This window comes from Colwellia sp. 6M3, from assembly GCF_014077595.1.
Classification (GTDB): Bacteria; Pseudomonadota; Gammaproteobacteria; order Enterobacterales; family Alteromonadaceae; genus Cognaticolwellia.
Genome location: NZ_JACGWF010000027.1, coordinates 1 through 24134, shown reverse-complemented (window position 1 = coordinate 24134; position 24134 = coordinate 1). Strand labels below are relative to the sequence as shown.

Genomic DNA, 24134 nt, shown 5'->3' with positions numbered 1-24134 from the left:
GTGATACAAAATTCAAATTGTGACTGAACTTTAGAATACCTAAACCAATACTTAGCCTTTCAAATTACTTAAAGTATTAAGAAAAAAAAGTGGTCGGTAATGCAAAATTCAAACTTCGACTGAACTTTAGTATACCCAAACCAATACTTAGCCTTTCAAGTTACTTAAAGTATTAAGAAAGAAAAAGTGGTCGGTGATGCAAGATTCGAACTTGCGACCCCTTGGACCCAAACCAAGTGCGCTACCAAGCTGCGCTAATCACCGACATTTGTTAAAAACGCTTGCGTTCTCAACGGGTGCGGATATTACCTAGTTGCCCGTTGCGCGTCAAACACTTTTTTTAAATAAATGTGCGTTCGCTCACTTTTACAGCATCTTGGTTAAAATACCACTCATAATGGCTGTTAAAATATAAATATCGGCTTTTTTTACCATTATTCACCAAGAAATCATTTTTTCGACAATCAAAGCATTTATTTTCTACAAATAGCTTTTCTAATATGCGAAAATAGCCACGTTTATTAGCCTTTTGTGAAGAATTATGACTGCAGCTCTTATTGACGGTAAGTTGATCGCCCAACAACTACGCCTTTCTGTTAAAGATAAAGTTCAAAAACGTATAGATAGTGGTTTACGTGCGCCAGGGTTAGCCGTTATTTTAGTAGGTTCAGATCCTGCATCACAAGTATATGTTGGTAGCAAAAGAAAAGCCTGTGAAGAAGTTGGTTTTGTATCTCGTTCTTATGACTTACCTCCAACCACAACACAAAAAGAGCTTTTTAATTTAATCGACGAATTAAATAACGATAATGCTATAGATGGCATTCTTGTACAGTTGCCCTTGCCTGCAGGTTTAGATGCCAACTTAATTATTGAACACATTAGCCCATTGAAAGATGTTGATGGCTTTCACCCTAATAATGTCGGCAAGCTAGCATTACGACAACCCGGCCTTCGTCCTTGCACCCCAAAAGGCATAATGACTCTGATTAAGTCAACAGGAATAGACCCTCATGGTCTAGAGGCTGTTGTTGTAGGAGCTTCTAATATTGTTGGCCGACCAATGACTTTAGAACTATTGCTAGCAGGTTGTACCGTAACCACAACCCATAGGTTCACTAAAGACTTAGAAACAAAAATAAGAAATGCCGACCTATTAGTTGTTGCTGTCGGCAAGCCTGAGTTTATTCCAGGCGAGTGGATTAAAGCCGGTGCTATAGTGATCGATGTGGGTATTAACCGCCTAGATAACGGTAAACTGGTTGGCGATATTGGTTTTGCTAAAGCAAAAGAAAGTGCCGCTTATATTACTCCAGTTCCAGGGGGAGTTGGGCCTATGACAGTTGCAAGTTTAATCGAAAACACACTGATTGCTTGTGAAAAGTTTCATCATTAAAATTATAACTTTCTGACAATACACGTTTTTATGATTGATTAATCAAAAATAAAAAAAGAACAGCCTGCTATTGCAGGCTGTTCTTTTTTAAATCGTGTATATTTTAAAACAATGTATATTTTAAAATAATTTATGCTTTACGCCACGTTGTGCCGCCGGCACCATCTTCTAGAATAATATTTAATGCGGCTAACTTATCGCGTGCATCATCAGCCATCCCCCAGTCTTTATTCGCTCGGGCGTCATTACGTTGTTTGATTAAGGCTTCGATTTCTGCAACCTCATCACTGTCAGCATCCCCACCTTGGAAAAAATCTTCAGGTGAATTTTGCGCAACACCTAACACCTCACCAAGTGAAACTAAAATAAAAGCAAGTTTTGACGCTTCAGCTATATCTGTAGCTTTAATGCGATTGATCTCTTTCGCCAATTCAAATAACACTGGCATAGCTTCAGGACAATTAAAGTCATCATCCATCGCTTTTTCAAAACGCTTAACGTATTCGTTGCCTTTTAATTCTACTTTCGTTGGTGTCACATCTCGTAATGCCGTGTAGATACGTTCTAAACTGGCACGTGCTTGCGTTAAATTATCTTGTGAATAATTTAATTGGCTGCGGTAATGACTAGACGTTAAAAAGAAACGTACGCTTTCAGCATCATATTCATCGAGCACACTGCGCAAAGTAAAAAAGTTATTTAAAGATTTTGACATCTTTTCTTTATTTATTTGCACCATACCACCATGCATCCAGTAATTAACATATGGTGTATCATGTGCACAACAAGATTGAGCGATTTCATTTTCATGGTGTGGGAACTGTAAATCAGAGCCGCCGCCATGAATATCAAAATGTTCACCCAAATGCTTTAAATTCATCGCCGAACATTCAATATGCCAACCCGGACGACCTTTCCCCCAAGGTGATTCCCAACTTGGCTCGTCAGGCTTTGCCATTTTCCATAGCACAAAATCTAATGGGCTACGTTTCGCTTCATCAACGTCAACTCGAGAGCCCGATTGCAACATATCTAAATTTTGTAAACTTAATTTACCGTAATCTTTATATGTACTGACTTCAAACATGACATCACCATTACTGGCAACATAAGCATGTTTTCGCTCAATTAAACGCTCAACTAACGCAATAATTTCATTCATATGACCGGTGACTGTCGGCGCAATATCGGGGCGCATAATGTTAAGATCATCAAAATCTTGATACATTTGCGCGGTCATACGTAAAGTTAAGTCTTCACAACTTTCACCGTTTTCATTGGCACGTTTAATTATTTTATCGTCTACGTCAGTGATGTTACGCACGTGTGTTAAGTCGTAGTCTAAATATTTAAAATAACGGGCAATAATATCGAAGGCAACATAGGTTCTGGCGTGGCCAATATGACAGCGGTCATAAATTGTAATACCACAAACATATAAACCTACCTTGTTGGAAGTGATCGGCTTAAAAACTTCTTTTTTCCTGCTTAAGGTATTATAAATTTGCAACATAACGACTGTTTTTCCTATGTAATATCAATACTTGATTAAATTCTGTTACTCCCAGAGTGGGAATTATCGCAATTGTACCCCAAGTATTGCAATGAATCATTAGCTTGGCTGTATTTGCTGTAATATTTACCGATTAATTTTTGACGACATTTTGCCGAGAAATGTTTCTTTTATTGAGTTACAATTTGCCTAATTACATTTCCTTTAGATTTATGAGTAAAAAAAATGATCACATTTAAAACAACCTTAGGCGAAGTTAAAATTGAATTAGATTTTGATAACGCACCTGTTACGGCAAAAAACTTTCAACAATACGCTGAAGACGGCTTTTATAACGGCACGATTTTTCACCGCGTAATTAAAGGTTTTATGGCGCAAGGCGGTGGATTCGCATCAGGTATGGACGAAAAAACCAGCCGCGAATCAATTCAAAATGAAGCAAATAATGGTTTAGCCAATGCTCGTGGCACTTTAGCTATGGCGCGTACACAAGAACCACATTCAGCTTCAGCACAATTTTTTATCAATTTAGCCGATAACGATTTCCTTAATTTTAAAAGTGAAGATGTGCAAGGCTGGGGTTACTGTGTATTTGGTAAAGTTGTTGAAGGCATGGACATTGTCGATAAAATGACGCTAGTTGATACAGGTCGCATGGGATTTCACGACGATGTTCCAAAAGAAGAAATAATTATTGAAGAAACAATCGTAGCGTAATTCTTGATTACCGACGTAAATGATATGAGTGAAACCTCTCATTTGAATAATCAATCAGCATTAACCTATTTTATTGCTGATTTACATCTTGCGCAAAACAGGCCCGATATTACGGCCTGTTTTTTATCTTTCTTGAAAAACGAAGCACCAAAAGCACAAGTATTATATATTTTGGGCGACTTATTCGAGTACTGGATTGGCGACGATGATGACAGTCCCTTTATTTTGCAAATTTCTCAGGCGATTAAAGCTTTATCATTGCTCGATTGTAAAGTGTATTTTATACACGGCAATCGCGACTTTTTATTAGGCAAACGCTTTGCCAAGCAATCAGGTATGGAGTTACTACCTGAAGTGACGCTAATAGACTTATATGGCACACCTGTTATTATTATGCATGGCGATACACTTTGTACACGTGATGTGGGCTATCAAGCTTTTCGTAAAAAATCACGAAGTTGGTGGTGGCAAGCGATGATAAAAAGTTTACCCTTATTTGTTCGACGAAAAATTGCCAATAATTATCGCGAGCAAAGTGCGACAGCGACAGCGATGAAGTCGCAAGACATTATGGATGTTACTGAAAGTGAGGTTATTCTTTGTTTGGAGCAATATCAAAGTCAAATCTTGATTCATGGTCATACTCACAGACCAGCGGTACATGATGTAAAGGCAAATAACCAACATGCTCAGCGAATTGTACTAGGAGACTGGTACGAGCAAGGAGCTTGGTTGAAGGTAACACCAACCTCTATGGATTTAATGGACAAACCTTTTGAAATAAAAAGTGATTAATACCCATTAAAATGAGTAACAAGTTGTGGTTATTCTTTTAGTCTAAAATCAGAGACTAAAAATGAAAAAGCAGTGGCTCAAAAATCCATCTACATTAGCAGTTATTGGAAAAAAGGCGTGACAGAAGATGGGCATAAGGCTTTTAAACAATGAGACGCTAAAAAAGAGCGTTAATTATAAAAATTGATCATGGCGCTTCACAAATATAATACATAAAATAGTTTATATTTGTGAAGCGCCAATTAATTTGTCAGATAACAGACTAGTGTCAATGACTACTTAGGCATTTGACTACTTACCCAGTCATTTACTCTTCGCTCTAATATTGCCAATGGCATTGCTCCACCACCAAGCACGGTATCGTGGAAACTACGAATATCAAAACGTTCACCCAATGCTTGTTTGGCACTTTCACGTAATGCTAATATTTTTAACATACCAATTTTGTATGATGTTGCTTGCCCTGGTAAAACTAAATAGCGACGCACTTCAGATAGAATAGCTTCTTCAGCAATCGGGGTTTTTTCTTTGAAATAAGCAATGGCTTGCTCTTCGGTCCAACCCTTGGTATGCAGGCCAGTATCTACTACCAAGCGAACCGCACGCCACATTTCATTTACTAAGCGACCAAAATCTGAAAAGTCATCTTGATAAGCCCCCATTTCTTTTGCTAATAATTCAGCATATAAACCCCAACCTTCGCTGTAAGCTGTAAAGTTTGCTTGCGTGCGAAATTGCGGGACTGACGTTAGCTCTTGTGCAATAGAAATTTGCATATGATGACCAGGATTACCCTCGTGATATGCAACACCTTCCATTTCATTTTTTGGCATCGCTGACATATCAGATAAGTGCGCGTAATAAACACCTGGGCGACTACCGTCAGGTGTGCCTGGATGATAATGCTGGGCGGCACCATCTTGCTCTCTGAACGCTTCAACCCGCTTCACGGTTAACCCTGCTTTAGGCAAAATACCAAAATATTCAGGCAGTTGTTCATTAATAAAATCTAAGTATTCTTCCGTATCTGTAATATAGCCTTGTCGGCCGCTATCTGTGTTTGGATAAAAAAATTGTTCATCTGTTTTAATAAAATTAAAAAATGCGGCTAAATCACCTTCAAAACCCACACGGTCTTTAATCTCGATCATTTCTTCTGTGATACGCGCTACCTCTGCAACACCAATGTCATGTATTTCATTAGCAGACAATGACGTTGTTGTAGAAGCACTTAGCATATAATCGTAAAACGCTTGACCATTTTTCTGTGTGGAGACACCTGTAGGGTTGCTAACGGTATTAACAATATCACTTTCAAACCAAGTAATTAACGCTTGATAACTCGGTAGGAAGCTTTTAAATAGCTGCGCTTTAGCATCACTTTTTAATGATGATGCTTGTGCTGCAGTAATTTTTTTAGCATCAACTAAAGTGGTGATCTTTCGTTGTATATCCATCCAAAGTGGCGAATCTATAGCCCCTTCAGCTTGAGAGAATGGAACGCCTGTAATCAGGTTGTTAGACTGTTCAATAACACCTTCGTAAGCAAACTTAGGGGGTCTAGTACCTGCGGCGGAATTTTCTTGCGCCCGAACCAGTAATTGGTCAATAGCAGTACTAATACCTTTAATTCGCTTGATATAAGCCTGCATGTCACTTAGATCGTCAACTTGATGGAAGTTTATTAAAAACTCGGCAGCAAATGATTGAATACCGTTAAATTGAGTAAATACATAGCCGTTTTTATTAAATTGTTGCCCGGCTTTAGCTTGTTCATATTGATAAATCCAAATGTCGTATGAAATTTTAGCTTCAGCGGTAAGTTTTTCATAATCAAAGTTGGAAGTTAACTCTGCAACAGTCGCTGCTTGCCAAGCTAACTGTTTTTTCTCAAATGCCACTGACATATCATTAATTTGGTCATTTTTTTCTTTACGTCCTAAAAATGTCAACAGGATAGGGTTACTTTGCAGCTGCTCTTCATATTTAGTGGCAAACCATTGATTTAACCTTTCAGACTCACTTATATTATTTTGTGTTACACCTTGAGCAGCGGCAACCGCTGTTGGCTCTTGAGATATATTTTGTGAAGGACTATTGGGCTGGCATGCAGATAAACATGCTACAGCACCCACCAATGCAATCAGAGTACGCATTTATTACTTTCCTTATATATTAATTGATAGCACTTTAAGAGCGCCTACTTTCATATTACCGAGTTATGATGATAAATAAAAATTTTATCCTACTATATGCATACATATTTAGGTGTTTGTTCTACTTAGCATTATTTCCGCATGGGCAATATCTAATTATATACAGTTAAGGTGTTGGTAAGCCACGTTGAAATTTAAAATCGGAATCTTAGACATTAATTAATTCAACTTCTTTTTCACCAAAAACTTCACCCGCTCTGTGATGTGTTTACTAGCTAATTTTTCAGTAAGAGAAGTATTATTAATAATGACTTAAATTTTAGTCTGTGGAGGTTATCCTCAACTTAGATTAAACATAAACTAGGTTGAGGATTATTTTGCAGAATACTAATGCTTAACTTAATTTTTTAGCGAGTACATTATCTAAAGCCAACTTACCTGAACCCGACAACGCTAATGAAATACTTGCTGCTAACAAGGCTAAGCCAAACTCATAGCCGTTGTTCGCCATAAATAAACCATTGGCAAAATGTACTGAGAAAATAGCCACGATCATAGTGAATGAAAGCGCAATAGCAGCTGGGCGTGTTAATAAACCTAACAGAATAAATAAACCACCAAAAAACTCTGCACTACCCGCTAATAACGCCATAATAAAGCCAGGCGCCAAACCAATTGACTCCATCCAACCGCCCGTACCTTCAAGACCGTAGCCACCAAACCAGCCAAAGAGTTTTTGTGCGCCATGGGCCATAAAAATAATCCCAATAGGCAGACGAAGTGCTAATGCCGAGAAACCTGCATTTGAATGGGTTAACTTTGCTAATAATATTTTCATTTTAATATCCTGAACCTTGTTAATAATATTAAATATTATTAAATTTGTTATACGGCTTTATTAGAGACTGAAGTTCTTTATCTCTGCTTGTGCTGCTGCGTACCTTTCTTCGTTACCTGGCATATTCAAACCTTCAGCGTAAATAAAAGTAATGTCATCAAGGCCGAGAAAATTAAAGAAACTCGTTAAATATTGCGTTTGTGAATCACTTACCGTGCCAGCATGTATACCACCTCGCGCCGCCACTATGACTACTTTTTTATTTTTTAATAATCCAACGGGACCATTCTCCGTATAACGAAATGTCACGCCTGCTCGAGCGACTCGGTCTACCCAAGCTTTAAACGTTGACGGCACGCCATAGTTATACATAGGCATAGCAATGACTAAGGTATCGCTAGTTGTTAACTCTTCAATTAAGCTATCAGAAATATGCGTAAGTTTGACCTGCGCGCTATTACGCTCATTTGCTGGAGTCATCCAAGCGGCCATTTCTATTTGAGTTAAATGTTCAAGCCCCTGCTCTGCTAGATATCGTTCAACAACCTTGACCTCTGAATTTACTGATAAATTAGCGACTAACTCTTGCGCTAATATAGTTGAATTACCTTGCTCACCATTTAATGACGATTTAATAAATAAAATATTATTCATAGCTAACCTCTTATCTTGTGTAAATTTTAACTTGGTCTAGTTTTTACAGTAAAAACTAGCGCTTAAATTCGATGAGTACAGTATTCACTAAAAATGAGGAGAACAAAATTACTAATTTAAGCACAATTCATTCTATTAAATAGAATGTTGGTAACGTTCATCTTTTCAATGATGCTAAGTAACAATTCCCTTTAGAAGAATGTTTTATTAACTTTTAACTAATATTGTTATCTTAAGAGGAATGTTAGATTTATTTACAGATAATATATGAGAACGAGTGACGTTAAGCGGTAGCCATCGTCAGCAGTTCAATCATTCATCATTTACTAAAAGTGAGTTCAACATGGCAAAAGTACTAACAGCAATCGAACACGACCTCGGTGGTTTGCAAGTAAAACGCGTTTTACCTCATCAAGAAAAACGTATGGTAGGCCCATTTATTTTCTTTGACCAAATGGGCCCTAATGATTTCCCAGCAGGTAAAGGGATTAATGTTAGACCGCATCCACATATTGGACTATCAACCTTAACGTACTTATTTACCGGGAATATTTTACATCGCGATTCACTGGGTAATAATCTTGAAATAAGTCCCGGTGATGTTAATTGGATGACCGCAGGTAAAGGTATTACACACTCAGAGCGTGAGTCTTTTGAAGTAAGAGCAAACCCACATGTCATTAGTGGCTTGCAATGCTGGATAGCATTACCAGAAGATAAAGTTGAAATTGAACCGGCTTTTATTCACGTTAAAAAACAAGACTTACCACACTCGACTTATAAAGATGTCATGATGAGGCTTATTGTGGGTGATGCATACGGGTTAAGTTCACCAGTAAAATGTTATTCACCCATGTTTTATATTGACATAGTGGCTGGTGAAGAGAGCACTATTACTAAGCCGCACCCAACACACGAAACCGCAATATTCGTCATCAGTGGCAAAATTGAAATAAATGGTCAAGCGTATGGCGCAAGTGAGTTTATTTTATTAGGTGAAAATGAACATGATATTACCATGGTCGAAGGCGGAAGATTTATCATGCTTGGTGGTGAAAAGTTTCAAAAAGTTCCTTACTTACATTGGAATTTTGTCGCTTATACTAAAGAAAGAATGGAACAAGCCAAAGACGATTGGAAAAACGGTAAGTTCCCCACCATTCCTGGTGATGATAAAGAGTTTATTCCTTTATAAAGCGCGTATCACTAGACTTGTTAGCATTAGCCCTGCTAACAAGTAAAATGTCATGATATTATGTACCGCAGCGGTAAAGTGTAAAAATAAAGCCTATAAGTAGGTAAAATAAAATGAATATTTTATGCTCATTCAGTTAATAACATGCCATATAAAGCAGTAACTACTTTCTTATATGGCATGGTATTACATCGTCACAAAAACACATATATGCAGTTGTTTATTAAAATAATAAAAAAGAGAAAACTATGTTAGAAATGGCAGTCATCTATTTAGCCGCAGCCATCGTAGCTGTGCCCATTGCCAAGCGTTTAGGCCTGGGCTCTGTGCTTGGCTACCTCATTGCCGGCATTATCATTGGTCCCTTTGCTTTTGGGCTTGTTGGCGACCAAACCGATGTCATGCACTTTGCCGAGTTTGGTGTGGTCATGATGCTATTTTTAGTGGGCTTAGAGTTACAGCCGTCAAGACTATGGAAGTTAAGACATTCCATAGTGGGCTTAGGCGGATTACAAGTTTTACTCACTACAGCGTTATTTTATGCTGTTGGTTATTTTATCTTAAACTTGCGCTGGGAAGCCTCACTAGCCATAGGACTTATGCTAGCGTTGTCATCAACCGCTATTGTTTTGCAAACGTTGACTGAGAAAGGTTGGATCAAACAAGAAGCCGGTCAAAATGCATTCTCTGTACTGTTATTTCAAGATATTGCCGTTATTCCAATTTTAGCGCTATTGCCATTACTTGCCTTTAGCGAAATAACTAATGTTGCCACAAATCATGGTAATTTAATTGAACACCTTCCTGTATACGCACAAGTATTAATATCACTGGCGACCATTGCCGCGATAATATTTTCTGGCAAATACATCGCGACACCACTCTTTCGATATATAGCGGAAACACGTTTGCGTGAGTTATTTACCCTTTTCGCTTTATTTTTAGTCATTGTTATTGCGGTCATCATGCAAAAAATTGGTTTATCTCCGGCTTTAGGGACATTTTTAGCCGGTGTTGTCTTAGCCGAAAGCGAGTTTAGACATGAGTTAGAGGTCGATATTGAACCTTTTAAAGGTTTATTGCTTGGGCTGTTTTTTATTACGGTTGGTGCATCTATAGATTTCCCGCTATTAATCGAACAATTTAGCAATGTGATGATATTTGTTATCGGGCTCATTGTGATTAAAGCTTTCGTGTTATATATCCTTGCATACGCTTTTAACATTAAAAGTAAACAAAAATTACTGTTTACCTTAGCGTTAGCGCAAGGAGGCGAATTTGCCTTTGTCTTGTTATCACTAACCAGCACATTACAAATTCTCAGTGTAGAGCAAACCAAGTTAACCACTCTAGTTGTTGCCATATCAATGCTAATGGCCCCTTTGCTGTTGATGTTTTATGAAAAAATAATTAACCGTGAAGATAACACACAAAAAACCTTTGATAGCCCAGAGGAAATAGAAGCCACTAAGAATGTCATCATTGCTGGCTATGGCCGTTTTGGTCAAGTTATTGGTCGTTTATTAGCGGCGCAAGGTTATCACCTATCGATTCTTGACCATAGCCCAAGCCAAATTGAGCTGCTAAGACGCTTTGGTAATAAGGTATTTTATGGCGACGCTGCGCGTATAGACTTGCTAACCGCTTCTGGTGCTAGCGAAGCACAATTACTAGTTATCGCCATTGATGACCCCGACAAAGTCCTAGAAATAGCCACTATGGCGCAAAAGCACTACCCTCATTTAAAAATTGCCGCACGTGCAATTGATCGCCGTCATGCTTATCAATTAATGAAGTTAGGTATTAGTACCTTCAAGCGTGAAACTTTCGACTCAGCACTAAACTTAGGCGTAGAAGTACTTACCCTGTTAGGCAATAAGCCTGCCGATGCCAAGCGAGCGGGTGAAATATTTGCCAAACATGATCACGAGTCTTTAACCGCACTAGCTCATTTATGGGGTGATGACCACAGCTATGGCATTGCTGTTAAACAACGTATCGAAGATTTAAAACAAGTATTGAGCAACGATAGAAATGAGCAAGATAAATTAAATACTTGTCGAAAAAGTGACGGTACACCTTGTGATGACATTGTAGAAAGTAATGAGGCAAGTGTTGTAGAAAGTAGTGCAACAACGTCGAAACAAACTCAATAATGCGAGCAAATAAATGCTAAGAATATCTTTAGAGCAATGGCGTATGTTTCATGCTGTAGTTGAGTTTGGTGGCTTTAATCAAGCGTCTCAAGGTGTACATAAAAGCCAATCAAGTATTCATAACGCTGTCAGTAAAATAGAAGACTCGCTAGGAGTAAAACTATTTAAAATTGAAGGACGTAAAACGGTATTAACTGAGGCTGGTCAATTAATGCTTCAACGGGCAAATTATTTACTTGAAGAAGCGAGAAAAATTGAAGCTATTGGTCAAACATTAAGTCAAGGTATCGAAACTAAGTTAAAAATTGCCGTTGATGAAATATTCCCACGCACATTGTTATATCAAATACTGGAAAAAGTTTCCGTGCAATTTCCTTTACTGCAAATTGAATTAATTGAAACCATACTCAGCGGTGCTAGTGAGTTACTTGAACATAATGACGTTGAAATTGCTATATCCCCCATTTCACTTGGTGCTGGCTTTAGTGAAAGCTTGTGTTACATCACCTTTAACGCTGTTGCTAGTCCAACTCACCCTTTACATAAACTTAAACGCAAGCTCAGCTTAGAAGACCTTAAGTCTTATCGACAAATAGTCGTGCGAGATTCTGCGCAGTTAAATAAAGACAAAAAAGCCAGTGAAGGCTGGCTAGAAGCAAATCAACGTTGGACGGTCAGTCATTTACAAAGCTCAATAGACATGATTTGTCAGGGCTTAGGTTTTGCTTGGTTACCGGTGAGCTTAATTGAACAACAACTCAAAAATAAGCAACTAATCCCCTTAAAGTTAAATGAAAATAGACAGCGCTCTACTCAACTTTACCTTACCTATAAAGATGGCGATTGCCTTGGTCCTGCGGCTAGAAGTTTTATAGCAGAGCTAAGAGCACAATGTATGAACTTGCAAAACACTTAACAATAAAAGCTTTACAATAGTTCTTAAAATACGAATGGCATGTGCTATTAATGCTAATTTTAAGCTATCAATAAGAACGGTATGATCACTTCAAGAAAAACAATTGAAGGAGTTTATCCATGAAATATATTAGAAAGTCAGCAGATCGAGGCAAAGCAAATTTTGGTTGGTTAGATAGCAAGCATAGTTTTTCGTTTGGCAATTACTACGACAAAAAGCATATGGGCGTTTCGGTATTACGGGTAATCAACGATGATATGGTTATGCCAGGTAAAGGCTTTGGTGAACATGGTCACCGCGATATGGAAATTATTTCCTATGTTATCGAAGGCGCACTACAACACGAAGATAATACCGGAAACAGCTATAAAGTGCCCGCCGGTGACGTGCAGCGTATGAGTGCTGGCCGTGGTGTATTACACTCTGAGTTTAATGCTTCAAAGAAAGATAAAGTAAAGTTTTTGCAAATTTGGATACAGCCTAATGTAACCGGCATTAAACCGAGTTATGAGCAAAAAACTATTCGCCAACAAGATAAATTAACCACATTAGTTAACCCTCAAGGTGCTAACGGCGCTTTGTCAATCAACCAAGATGCAAGCATGTCACGTTTAGTGTTGAACAAAGACGAAGACATCACCTTAAACACTGAGCAGCGCATGGGTTATATGCATATTATTAAAGGCCAATTAAACGTTAACGGCGAACAGTTTTCAGCGGGTGATGGTTTTGCTATTGAACCTGAGCAATCGTTAGAAATAAAAGCAGACGCCGACCTTGAAGCGTTGTGGTTTGATTTACCTATATCTTAAATAAGAACAGAACAAGGCTGAGTCAGCCTCTTAATATGCAATAAAACCAGAGGTATTATTAAAAATGGATATATCCGCAGTATTACTTATTGCTGCTGTAGTTTTACTTATCGGTATTTCCAAATCAGCTTTTGCAGGGGCACTTGGCGTGTTTTCGGTGCCTATTTTAATGTTTAAGTTTAGCGCTATTGAAGCAATAACCTTGATGTTACCTTTGCTTATTATCGCAGATATGATGAGTGTAAAAAGTTTTTGGAAAAAGTGGGACACTGCTTTACTGGCTAAACTAATACCCGGTGCTATTGTGGGTGTTGTGATAGCAAATTTACTGATAGATATTGTCAATGCAGAACACCTGCGTAATTTTATTGCCTTTATTTGCATTACCTTTGCCATTAAAAACATCGGCTTTAAAACATTGCAACTGAGCTTAGTTAATAATCGCTACGGCGCGTATGTTATGTCTGCAATGTCAGGCATTACGAGTACTTTAGTTCACGCTGGCGGCCCGCCCTTAATCATCTACTTTACCGCCATCGGTTTAGCGCAATCAAAATTTGTTGCAACAGCCGCCGCCTTCTTTGCCATCATGAATATCATTAAATTAATTGGCGTTGTATCTTTAGGATTATTAACTTTTGATGTGGTACTTACCGCTCTCGCATTTGTACCTTTAGCTGTGTTCGGAAATTGGCTTGGCGTTAAAATTAATCAACACCTAGATAAACAACGCTTTCTAAAAGTAATGAATTACCTTTTGTTATTACTAGGTATTTGGTTATTCTTTACAAAATAGTGATCATTAATCGCGAAATTAACCAATTTTTAAAATAATGTTAATAAAACATAATCATTTTTGATTATAAAAAATTATTGTTTTATCGGTGAACCACTGTGAAATTTAAAGTCTGTATCTGGCGTTGAAATCAAATCTGCTTCAACCTTACCAAAATGAGCAATACGATCACTAATATCTTTACCTGCAATTTGCTCTGCTAAGGCTAAGTAGTCTTGATAATGTCGAGCTTCTGATCTTAATAACGAGGTGTAAAATTTATTTAAATCATCATCTAAATGAGGCGCTAGCTTTGCAAAGCGTTCGCATGATCTAGCTTCAATATACGCACCACAAATTAGCTTATCAATTAAGGTATCTGGCTCATGTGTTGTAACATGCGTCATCATACCTTTTGCGTAACGGCCAGCTGATGTGTTTTCAAAGGCAATATTACGGCCTTCCATTATTTCTAACACTTGATAAAAGTGATGTAACTCTTCTTTGATTAACAACACCATTTTATCAATCAAATCTTGGCCATACTCAGAGTTACTTTTAGGGAAGACTGATTTTGATAAGGCGTCTTGGTTAGCTAAAGATTGTAAATCCCCTTCTTGACGATATAAGTAACCTTCATAAGGCTTAAACCAATCAGCTAATATTTGTCCGCTTTTCTTATCAACAGCATATTTACGCATAAGGTGCATTGCTGTCTGCCCTGCCTTTAATTCACAAGCAAGGTGGTCCCTTAATATAATGGCTAAATTCTCTGGTTTTTTAGCTTCATCAATCCAAGCATTAGGCGTTTCACATTTAAGAAAACTTAAGATTGGTGCTAATAATTTTTCGGAAGGCAATTTTTAAAACTCGGTATTTATCTAGAACATTGTAATGATTTTAACATGAATTTTTTTAAATAGGCTAGCTGTCTGGCTATTAAAGAGTAATCCCCATTAGGTTTAGCCTTAAAATAAAGTGTTAAACCCTAAAGGCTATTTTTTTATCGCTTATAGAACAATTTACGCTAAAAATTAGTGTCTAAAATCAGAATCTAAAAACTTACAATGTACAGATAAACATTCAGTTCATAAAGAAGATATTCAAAGTAAAGTACAGATAAGTGTTTGTCAGCTTCAGCTTCTTCAAGCAAAATAGTAGTGTCGCTACTTTTATAAAATTATTGATCGGCATAAGTTATTTAGACACACCATAAAGAACGTTATTAATAACTTTTTTACTTTAAAAGCCCAGTACTTGAGTTACCAATAAACCATGGTGTAATAGTTTTGATACTAAATTAACCGAGAGCTATCGGCTATTTAGGTATAACGAACTCAATTAAATGAATAAAGTTATGCTATTTGTTATGATAATAGCAATTCAATTATATTAAATTGCCTTATAATTATTTTTGACCAAAATACAGTGAACTAATGATGAAAAAAACGGAAGCAAAATCACTAACAGACAAACACAAAGACTTAACCCATAGTGAGCATCAAACCGTACTTTCACATGTACAACGTGAAGTAGATGAATGGTACTTAAATACCATCATGTTAAAAGGTATTGATGTGCCCTTTAAATATCGTAGAAAAAAGCTGTATAAATCGTTACAAAATCAGCTGGTCAATATTACCTATTATCCAGCGACTGAAACGGTTGCAGGTTTTGAACTTGAAGTCATGAAAATTGTTCGAATTAAAGTCTGTTAAATCAGTTTTTCGCCCGAAAAATTGGACAATTAGACTGGTAGATGGCTAAAAAACATCTTTTTACGTTGAAATATCAAACAAGTCTTGACGAATCCCTCGCCATCTTACATAAATAACATATCAACAATAAAAATAAGAAAGTTGATTAGAATGTAAGGTCGCAGAATTTTACTTATATCTGCATTATTTTTGGGGACAGAGAGAGGTATTTAACATGATCTTAAATCATATCTGGGGGCTTTATACTGCACCTAAAAAAGAATGGCAAACAATTGAGAAGCGTCACGAGAGTTTAATGTATTCGATGGTGCATATACTCACCATTGCATTAATTCCAGCTATTTGTGGTTATTATGCTGCAGCGCATATTGGTTGGTCTATCGGTGCTGGAGATCCAATTAAACTGACAGAGTCAAACGCTCTATTTATGTCAGTAGCAATGTACTTTGGTTTAATTCTAGGTGTTTTTTCTTTAGCCATTTTAATTCAGTGGATGGCAAAAACTTTTGATTCAAAACCTGACTTCACCCAATCGTTAGAATTAGCAGCATACACAGCTACCCCATTATTAATGGCAGGGTTAACCGCATTATTTCCTGTTTTATGGTTTGTTGTACTCGCTGGGTTAGCGGCATTATGTTATTCAGTTTACCTACTTTATTCAGGTGTACCGATTATGATGAATATACCTGAAGAAAAAGGCTTTATTTATTCAAGCTCAGTAGTTACTTGTGGTTTGGTACTTATTGTAGCCTTGATGGCCGCCAGTGCTATCGTATTTAACTCTGGTTTAGGTGTTGAATACGTCAGCTGATTTGATAACAGTCATAAAAAAACCGCTTAATAGCGGTTTTTTTATGACTTAAATTTGGTATTCAGAGTTATCAGTTAATAAATACCTAAATCCCCATCATGCTTTATTCAGCACCTTCATTATACATATCAATAATTGAGTCAGCATTTTTGTCTGAAGTTTCTTTAGTTTCATTGTTTCGCATCGCATCTAATCTATCTAAATAGCTTTGGTCGATGTCTTTTGTCACATATTCGCCGTTAAAAACTGAGGTTTCAAACTCTGTAATATCTGGGTTAGCCGTTGATACAGCTGACACTAAATCTTCTAAGGTTTGGAATATTAACTTATCAGCACCGATAATTTCGCAAATATCGTCAAGGTCACGACCATGTGCAATCAATTCATTTGCACTTGGCATATCAATACCATAAACATTAGGGAAGCGTATTTCAGGCGCTGCAGATGCAAAGTATACTTTTTTAGCGCCGGCTGCCCTTGCCATTTCAATGATTTGACCTGACGTAGTGCCACGAACAATAGAGTCATCTACGAGTAAAACATTTTTACCCACAAATTCTGCACCGATAGCGTTCAGTTTACGACGTACTGATTTTTTACGCTGCTCTTGTCCTGGCATAATAAACGTGCGGCCAATGTAGCGATTTTTAACAAAACCCTGACGATATGGAATATTCAGATGACGAGCAATTTCTAGCGCTGTATCACAAGAAGTTTCAGGGATAGGGATCACAACATCTATATCGATGTCATCCCATTCTTTAGCAATTTTATCGCCAAGTTTTTTACCCATATCAACACGAGATCCGTAAACAGAAATTTTATCAATTGAAGAGTCAGGGCGAGCGAAGTAAACATATTCAAAAATACAAGGGTGAAAAGAAGGGTTTTCAGCACATTGTTGGCTATGAATTTGGCCTGATTCTGTGAAGAAAATAGCTTCACCAGGCGCAACATCACGAACAAATTCGAACTCGTTAGCATCAAGCGCAACCGATTCAGATGCAACCATATACTCAACACCTGATGTAGTTTCGCGCTTACCAAATACTAGTGGACGAATACCGTTAGGGTCACGAAATGCCACCATGCCATAACCAATAATTAAGGCAACCGTTGCATAGGCGCCACGTACACGCTTATGAACATTACTTATTGCGGTAAAAATATCACTAGGGTCTAATTTATGCTGTTCTGAATTTTGTAATTCATGACCTAAAATATTAAGTAATAGTTCAGAGTCAGATGTAGTATTAACATGACGTCTAGCTTCACTGTTAAGCCATAATTTAAGCTCTTCAGCGTTCGTCAAATTACCGTTATGCGCTAATGAAATACCAAAAGGTGAGTTAGCATAAAAAGGCTGCGCTTCTGAAGAGCTAGACGTACCAGCCGTTGGGTAGCGAATATGCCCAATACCCATATTACCTTGAAGGCGCAACATATGACGAGTATGAAAAACATCTTTAACTAAACCATTACCTTTGCGTAATCTAAAGGTGTTTTCGTGAATAGTCACGATACCCGCAGCGTCTTGTCCACGATGCTGTAAAACCGTTAAACCATCATACAATGCTTGACCAACGGGGGATTTACCAACAATACCAACAATACCACACATGCACTTATTCTCCGACGAACTAGGTTTAAATACTAAGCTAAAAAACTTGACGATTGTTTGAGATATTCAAAAAACCATTCAACTATTAATGTAAATTCTGGAACCAATTGAGAGTTTTGCCACCAAGTTGCAGAGGATGCCGGTGTAAATGCGTCCATAAAAAATAAAACGGCGGCAATAATCAGTACGCCTCTTAGCGCACCAAAAACGATACCTAATACTCTGTCTGTGCCAGACAAACCAGTTTTACTAACCAGTTGTCCAATAACGTAATTAACCAATGCGCCTAAGATTAGCGTGGAGATAAATAAAATAGCAATCGAGGCAGCATTACGCAGCAGTTGATCGGAAATATTGGTGAGTAGGGTCGACAAATTAAGATAGAAGGTACTTGCGACAAAGAAAGCACTGATCCAGACAATTAAAGACACAGCTTCTTTGACAAAGCCACGCACTAAACTTATTAAAGCTGAAATGCCAATAACAGCCAAAATGGCATAATCTATCCAAACCATAAATCGAATATTCTCATTGATTAGAGGCGCGCATTCTACCAGAAGCCGCCTAGGATTTGCTAATAATTTTATTATTTAGCGGGATAGAATCGAGCAACTTTACCTTGTACATTTGTTAGCTTTTTCAATGCTGGTAGTTTTTCTTCTAGCGATGATTTTATTAATTCAGGTCCAATAAAAACTTTGGTCAACTTTCCTGACTTAGTCTTAATAGGTTTAGTAAAGGCGGTGTAGCCTTCTTTTTGTAACTTACTGACCAATTCATCAACATTGTTTTGGTGACGAAAACTGCCTAATTGAATAACCCATGCTTGCTCTGTTACGGCTTTACTTGGTGATTTTTTTGTCACTTTATCAATCGTATTTTTTGCTGGTAGAGTAGCTTTATCCGAAGAAAAAGGGGCTTCTTTAGCTAGCGTGGTTACCGTAACATCTTTTTCTTTGAGCGCATTTGCTGAATCTATAACACTTTGATCGTCGAGCGCTAACTCATCAGTAAAATCTTCTGTGGGTAAATTAGCGAGTTTGTGCTCAGGAAAGCTGGTATTTTCTTGAGTTAAATTAACTTGCGGAGCATCTGGAATCGCTTCAAAGTTATCTTGGTATGTTTTTTTGTCGCCATCAAGTACATCAGGTAAAAATATAATAGCGATAGCCGCAACAATAATAGTACCAACTAAACGATTTTGAAATGGTGTAGACAAATTAAACTCCAATCATAGTTAAACTAACAAACGTCTTATTTCAGCAACCGTAAAGAAAGATCCAAAAACCAGAATAAGATCAGTTGCTTTTGCATTATGTTTTGCCATTTTAAATGCCTGAGAGACATTGTCAAAGCAATTCACCTTTGTCGTGTCTATTTGTGTAGATTCTAAGATACTTTTTGCTGCACGCCCCCTTGGAGCGTCAAGCGTACCAATATACCAATGCGAAACTAAAGGTAAAAGTGGCGCGACAGTATTTGTTGTATCTTTATCAGCAAGCATTCCTAAAACAGCATGTACCTTGGGATAATTCAATTGTTGTAATTGTGAGGCTAGGTATCTTGCAGCTTGTGGGTTATGCCCAACATCTAAAATAACATCGCAACCATCACTAAACTTCTCCATTCTGCCAGCAACAATAGTTTCATCAATCACTGTATTTATAAATGTGCTGTCTAGCGTTAACGCAAGCTTATCAGACAATACACTAAGCACCATTATTGCTGTGCCAACATTGTCTTGTGGTATTTTACAATCAGAAAGCCCTGAAAAATTATGCCTATCACTTTGCCACTGCCAATCATTGTTATTAGATTGTTCAATCATAAAGTTTTTGTCACGAAAGTATGATTTAGCGCCAATGCATTTTGCATGTTCTATCAGTGAATTTGGTGGGTTGGTATCACCAATGACTGCAATTTTGTTGGAGCGCATTATCCCAGCTTTCTCAAAACCAATGGCTTCGCGAGTATTGCCCAAATAAGCTTGGTGATCGAGATCAATAGTCGTAATCACAGCAACATCTGCATCAACGATATTGGTAGCATCCAAACGCCCGCCTAAACCAACCTCAAGAATAATAACATCGGGCTGCTGTGCGGTTAAAATTAACAAAGCCGCTAATGTTGTATATTCATAATAAGTTAAGGATATGTCTTCGCGAGTACGCTCGATAGTTTCAAAGGCATTAACCAAGTCATCATCATTTACTTCAACTTTATTGAGGCGCAAACGCTCATTAAAGCGTTCAATATGTGGAGATGAATATACCGAGCACGTTAAATTTTGAGCTAAAAAAGCATTCTCTAAAAATGCACAGGTTGTGCCTTTACCATTAGTGCCAGCAACCGTGATAACAGTAGACGAAGGAAATGCAATATTAAGCTTTTTGGCAACAGCATTAATGCGAGTTAAGCCAAGCTCTATTTCAACTGAATGAATACTCTCTAAATAAGAAAGCCATTCAGTGAGATTGTTTCTCGCTGAATGGCCTTTAATCATTTTTGACATGAATTTTCCGTTATGCTGCTGGGCTATCTTGCCCCATAAATTTAGCAAGCATTCTTGCTAAAGTACTGCGCATTTCGCGACGATCTACAATAATGTCAATCGCACCTTTTTCTTTTAAGAATTCACTACGCTGAAAGCCTTCAGGTAGTTTTTCACGAACGGTTTGTTCGATAACGCGCGGGCCAGCAAAGCCAATTAATGCTTTAGGCTCGGCAACATTAATGTCACCTAACATAGCTAAACTTGCTGAAACACCACCCATAGTAGGATCGGTTAGCACTGAAACATAAGGAAGGCCTTTTTCACTCATTTTAGCTAATGCTGCACTGGTTTTTGCCATTTGCATTAGTGAAAACAATGCTTCTTGCATACGTGCGCCACCACTGGCAGAAAAGCAAACAAAGGGTACGTTATGCTTTAAACAATATTCGACACCTTTAACAAAGCGAGCACCAACAACAGACGCCATTGAGCCACCCAAGAAACCAAATTCAAATGCAGCTACCACAATAGGTTGCCCATGAAGTTCGCCTCTCATAACCACTAGCGCATCTTTTTCACCGGTACTTTTTTGCGCCGCTGAAATACGATCTTTATAGCGTTTAGAGTCTTTAAATTTAAGAATATCTTGTGCTTCAAACTCTTCACCTAGTTCAACTCGCTCGCCTTGGTCAAGAAAACCATCGATACGTTTGCGTGCAGAAATACGCATGTGATGATCACACTTTGGACAAACTGACATTTGTCGATCTAGCTCAACTTTATAAAGCACCGCGTTACAGCTAGAACACTTACTCCAAACACCTTCTGGAATATTTCTTTTTTGTGTTGCTTTTGCTTTTGGGAGAATCTTTTCAATCCAGCTCATAATATATTTTTGCCTATACACGAAAAAATTTAATAATTGTTTAAAATACAACCACTAAATATAAAATTTTTGCTAATTCGTTGAATTAGACCATAGAACACCTACACAATTATAGGAAAAACTGGTCTGTTTTCTTCTTATTCACTTATTTGAGTAATTAACTACGCTACCGTTTCATTTAAAAAAATGTCTAATGACTAACGAAAATCAAACAGTTTAATTGCGTATCTATCTTTATAGCACGATTATTGCCTAAGATAGTCATTAAATAAGTCATCAATCAACATGGCTTTAATATTGATTATAGTAGAAATAATGGTCCTGGGCTACGCTTTGGAATACCGAACGTTTCTGGGTAATCCACATCAACAAAATAGAGTCCCGCAGAAGGAGCCGTAATACCCGCAACACAACGGTTTTTAGCCTCAAGTACTTCTTTGAGCCAACTAACAGGTTTTAGTTCCTGACCGACTTTCATTAAACTACCTGCAATATTTCTCACCATATGGTGTAAAAATGCATTGCCTTTAATATCAATAATAACGAACTCACCTTGGCGATAAACATTACAATAGTGCAAAGTTCTAGTAGGCGAATTTGACTGACAGTGCACCGTTCTAAATGATGTAAAGTCATGACGTCCAACTAAGTATTGTGCCGCTTGATGCATTAAATTTTCATTTAGTGGGTAATGGCAAAAACTAATACCAGAACTTAAAATAGCCGACCGTAGACGATTATTATTAATGATATAACGGTAGCGCCGAGCTGTTGCGCTAAAGCGAGCATGAAAGTCAGTATTAACTTCTTTCACCCAAGATACGGCAATGTCTTTAGGTAAGTTAGTGTTAACCCCTAATGTCCACGCAACATCTTTACGCACCTTTTCTGTTTCAAAATGAATGACCTGATTGGTCGCATTAACCCCAGTATCGGTTCTGCCTGCGCAGACCACCTCAATGGGTTCATTGGCAATTTTTGATAAAGCTTTTTCTACCGACTCTTGAACGCTAATTACATTCTTTTGTCTTTGCCAACCGTAGTAGTTACTACCATCGTATTCTATGCCTAAAGCGTAACGCATTTTATCCTCCATTGCTAAGGTGAGACATTATCCATTATTTTACGCGTTATACCAATTGAATTAATGTATTCAACACTTTGCAATAATTAAAAAGTATAAAGGCTGCAAAGAGCAGCCTTACTATTACCTACAGCATTAAAATATATTAATCTTTAAGATTATCTAATAATTGTTGAGCATCAAACTGCTGCTGTGCATCACCTTGCTTGATCACATCAAGTAAGATCACTTCGGCATTATCTTGATCGCCAATTTCTAGGTAAACTTTCGCTAAGTCTAATTTAGCGGCAATACCATTATCATCGTCATCAACATCTTCTTCGGTAATATTACCAGAAAACTCAGGAAATTCGCTTAACCCTACATCAATGTTCATTTTTTCATAGGGTTCTGTAGGCTTGCCATCAAGTAAACTATCGGATAATAAAGAATCTACAGAAATAAAATCTTCCTCTTTATTTTCCTTATTCGAATCGTTATCTTCTAAGGTAACATCTTCTGACACATCTAATTCAAAGTCATCGCCAATATCAAAACCTTCGCTGTATTCAAATTCATCGCTACTGCTTTGGCCACTTTCTTCTTCAATATTTGCTAACAAGTCATCAAAATCTAGGTTATCTAATTCTTTAATGCCTTTAACTTCCTCAACATTACTGGCTTCTGATTTTCTATCATTAGCTTGTGCCGGGGTCTCATCATCGGCAAGTAAATCAGCTAAAACATTACTATCAGTAAAGTCCGGAGATAACTCCACCATATCATTACTATCTTTTTCGTCGTTCAATAAGTTAGTTAATGTTGACTCGTCAAAGTCACCGGATAATGCCGCTAAAGTTTCTTCATCTATCGCCGCAGCTTCTTGATCTGCTAATTCGCTCTCAGATTCTTTAGACTGTAAATCACTATCAGATAATTCGGTATCAAGAACATCATCACCAATTTCTAATGCATCTTCACTCTCGGCTTCTGAGTTATGATTGACTTCTTCAATTAAAGCGTCAATGTCAAAATCATCTGAAATGTCTTCGCTATTATCGGCACTATCGCTTTTATCATTATTCTCAAGAGTTTCGCTTTCTTTACTTACTTGTTCAGCCCGTTGCTCTTGTTCAGCAGCCTTATTGGATACATCATCAGCATTGTCTGTATCCAAACTTTCGGTGGCGTTCTCATCGGATACATCGCTCAGATCAGTATCTATAAATGATTGTACGTATTCATCCGTAAAGTTATTAATGAGCTCGGTATTTTCACTTTCAGTAGACTCTGACTCTGTTATTTCACTTGCATCATCAAGGCTAACGTCACTCTCGTCAATTTCCTCAGTCGAAGCTTTATTTTCTGTCGGAGTTTCGTCTTGAGCGTTAATCGAATCTAATAGTGCATCAATATCATCAGGGTCTGCTACTTCGTTTGACTCATCAAGGCTATTGTCATTCTCGTCAATATCGTCAGTAGAAGCTTTATTCTCAGTCGGAGTTTCATCTTTGTCGTTAATCGAATCTAGCAGTGCATCAATATCATCAGGGTCTGCTACTTCAAGGTTGTCTTCACTTGACGTGTCATCCTCAGTAGGTGCATCACCTTGATC

Annotated in this window: 22 protein-coding genes and 1 tRNA gene; 10 read left to right on the top strand and 13 right to left on the bottom strand. The window is 37.6% G+C overall.

The features are described from left to right. Positions 1-187: 187 nt before the first annotated feature. Positions 188-264: transfer RNA gene (locus tag H4J50_RS08090), tRNA-Pro, on the bottom strand. Between the two features lie 277 nt (positions 265-541). Here H4J50_RS08090 and folD point away from each other — a divergent pair. Next, positions 542-1396 (top strand): bifunctional methylenetetrahydrofolate dehydrogenase/methenyltetrahydrofolate cyclohydrolase FolD, encoded by an 855-nt coding sequence (gene folD / locus H4J50_RS08085; RefSeq protein ID WP_182255594.1) that lies wholly within the window; start codon positions 542-544, stop codon positions 1394-1396. Between the two features lie 130 nt (positions 1397-1526). Here the strand turns inward: folD and cysS are convergent, their stop codons facing one another. Further along, positions 1527-2909 carry a cysteine--tRNA ligase gene (gene cysS / locus H4J50_RS08080; protein ID WP_182255592.1) on the bottom strand — a complete coding sequence of 461 codons (1383 nt, stop codon included), beginning with the start codon at positions 2907-2909 and terminating at the stop codon, positions 1527-1529. A 225-nt stretch (positions 2910-3134) separates the two neighbouring features. Between cysS and H4J50_RS08075 the strand changes: the two genes are divergently transcribed. Together H4J50_RS08075 and H4J50_RS08070 are read left to right on the top strand one after the other, a co-directional pair. Next, positions 3135-3626, top strand: coding sequence for a peptidylprolyl isomerase (locus H4J50_RS08075; protein WP_182255590.1), 492 nt, complete (start codon positions 3135-3137; stop codon positions 3624-3626). 24 nt (positions 3627-3650) lie between these two features. Further along, positions 3651-4421 (top strand): UDP-2,3-diacylglucosamine diphosphatase, encoded by a 771-nt coding sequence (locus H4J50_RS08070; protein ID WP_182255588.1) that lies wholly within the window; start codon positions 3651-3653, stop codon positions 4419-4421. Between the two features lie 275 nt (positions 4422-4696). Here the strand turns inward: H4J50_RS08070 and H4J50_RS08060 are convergent, their stop codons facing one another. From H4J50_RS08060 to H4J50_RS08050, 3 genes are all read right to left on the bottom strand, one after another. Further along, positions 4697-6577 (bottom strand): DUF885 family protein, encoded by a 1881-nt coding sequence (locus H4J50_RS08060; protein WP_182255586.1) that lies wholly within the window; start codon positions 6575-6577, stop codon positions 4697-4699. Between the two features lie 394 nt (positions 6578-6971). Further along, on the bottom strand, positions 6972-7415 hold the full coding sequence (locus tag H4J50_RS08055; protein WP_108455272.1) for a DoxX family protein: 444 nt from the start codon (positions 7413-7415) through the stop codon (positions 6972-6974). Between the two features lie 60 nt (positions 7416-7475). After that, positions 7476-8069, bottom strand: a complete 594-nt coding sequence (locus H4J50_RS08050; RefSeq protein ID WP_182255584.1) for an FMN-dependent NADH-azoreductase — start codon at positions 8067-8069, stop codon at positions 7476-7478. A gap of 277 nt (positions 8070-8346) precedes the next feature. Here H4J50_RS08050 and H4J50_RS08045 point away from each other — a divergent pair, with 277 nt between their 5' ends. The 5 genes from H4J50_RS08045 (at position 8347) to H4J50_RS08025 (ending at position 13944) form a co-directional block, all read left to right on the top strand. Continuing rightward, on the top strand, positions 8347-9264 hold the full coding sequence (locus tag H4J50_RS08045) for a pirin family protein (protein WP_310733258.1): 918 nt from the start codon (positions 8347-8349) through the stop codon (positions 9262-9264). A gap of 248 nt (positions 9265-9512) precedes the next feature. Continuing rightward, complete coding sequence (locus tag H4J50_RS08040) at positions 9513-11420, top strand: monovalent cation:proton antiporter-2 (CPA2) family protein (RefSeq protein ID WP_182255582.1); 1908 nt, start codon at positions 9513-9515, stop codon at positions 11418-11420. Between the two features lie 13 nt (positions 11421-11433). Then, the gene (locus tag H4J50_RS08035; protein WP_182255580.1) at positions 11434-12336 is read left to right on the top strand and encodes a LysR family transcriptional regulator; all 903 of its coding nucleotides are present in this window, start codon (positions 11434-11436) and stop codon (positions 12334-12336) included. Between the two features lie 119 nt (positions 12337-12455). Beyond that, positions 12456-13148 carry a pirin family protein gene (locus tag H4J50_RS08030; RefSeq protein ID WP_182255578.1) on the top strand — a complete coding sequence of 231 codons (693 nt, stop codon included), beginning with the start codon at positions 12456-12458 and terminating at the stop codon, positions 13146-13148. Positions 13149-13212: 64 nt separating this feature from the next. Continuing rightward, positions 13213-13944, top strand: a complete 732-nt coding sequence (locus H4J50_RS08025) for a sulfite exporter TauE/SafE family protein (RefSeq protein ID WP_108455266.1) — start codon at positions 13213-13215, stop codon at positions 13942-13944. Positions 13945-14018: 74 nt separating this feature from the next. Here H4J50_RS08025 and H4J50_RS08020 read toward each other — a convergent pair whose 3' ends face one another. Further along, positions 14019-14783: a tRNA isopentenyl-2-thiomethyl-A-37 hydroxylase MiaE gene (locus H4J50_RS08020; protein ID WP_182255576.1), complete on the bottom strand. Its 765-nt coding sequence runs from the start codon at positions 14781-14783 to the stop codon at positions 14019-14021. A gap of 576 nt (positions 14784-15359) precedes the next feature. On the opposite strand from H4J50_RS08020, the gene H4J50_RS08015 reads away from it, so the two are divergent. Then, positions 15360-15641 carry a hypothetical protein gene (locus H4J50_RS08015; protein WP_108455264.1) on the top strand — a complete coding sequence of 94 codons (282 nt, stop codon included), beginning with the start codon at positions 15360-15362 and terminating at the stop codon, positions 15639-15641. A 214-nt stretch (positions 15642-15855) separates the two neighbouring features. Continuing rightward, complete coding sequence (locus H4J50_RS08010; protein WP_108455263.1) at positions 15856-16455, top strand: Yip1 family protein; 600 nt, start codon at positions 15856-15858, stop codon at positions 16453-16455. A gap of 103 nt (positions 16456-16558) precedes the next feature. Here H4J50_RS08010 and purF read toward each other — a convergent pair whose 3' ends face one another. From purF to H4J50_RS07975, 7 genes are all read right to left on the bottom strand, one after another. After that, entirely contained in the window at positions 16559-18076 is a 1518-nt protein-coding gene (gene purF, locus H4J50_RS08005) for an amidophosphoribosyltransferase (protein ID WP_182255574.1), read from the bottom strand. A gap of 32 nt (positions 18077-18108) precedes the next feature. Next, on the bottom strand, positions 18109-18591 hold the full coding sequence (locus H4J50_RS08000; protein ID WP_108455261.1) for a CvpA family protein: 483 nt from the start codon (positions 18589-18591) through the stop codon (positions 18109-18111). Between the two features lie 71 nt (positions 18592-18662). Continuing rightward, the gene (locus tag H4J50_RS07995) at positions 18663-19295 is read right to left on the bottom strand and encodes an SPOR domain-containing protein (protein ID WP_182255572.1); all 633 of its coding nucleotides are present in this window, start codon (positions 19293-19295) and stop codon (positions 18663-18665) included. 18 nt (positions 19296-19313) lie between these two features. After that, positions 19314-20588, bottom strand: a complete 1275-nt coding sequence (folC, locus tag H4J50_RS07990) for a bifunctional tetrahydrofolate synthase/dihydrofolate synthase (protein ID WP_182255571.1) — start codon at positions 20586-20588, stop codon at positions 19314-19316. Positions 20589-20598: 10 nt separating this feature from the next. Further along, positions 20599-21456, bottom strand: a complete 858-nt coding sequence (gene accD / locus H4J50_RS07985; RefSeq protein WP_108455258.1) for an acetyl-CoA carboxylase, carboxyltransferase subunit beta — start codon at positions 21454-21456, stop codon at positions 20599-20601. 301 nt (positions 21457-21757) lie between these two features. Beyond that, positions 21758-22540 (bottom strand): tRNA pseudouridine(38-40) synthase TruA, encoded by a 783-nt coding sequence (gene truA, locus H4J50_RS07980; protein WP_182255569.1) that lies wholly within the window; start codon positions 22538-22540, stop codon positions 21758-21760. Positions 22541-22685: 145 nt separating this feature from the next. Then, a partial coding sequence (locus tag H4J50_RS07975; RefSeq protein ID WP_182255567.1) for a FimV/HubP family polar landmark protein occupies positions 22686-24134 on the bottom strand: 1449 nt, incomplete at its 5' end.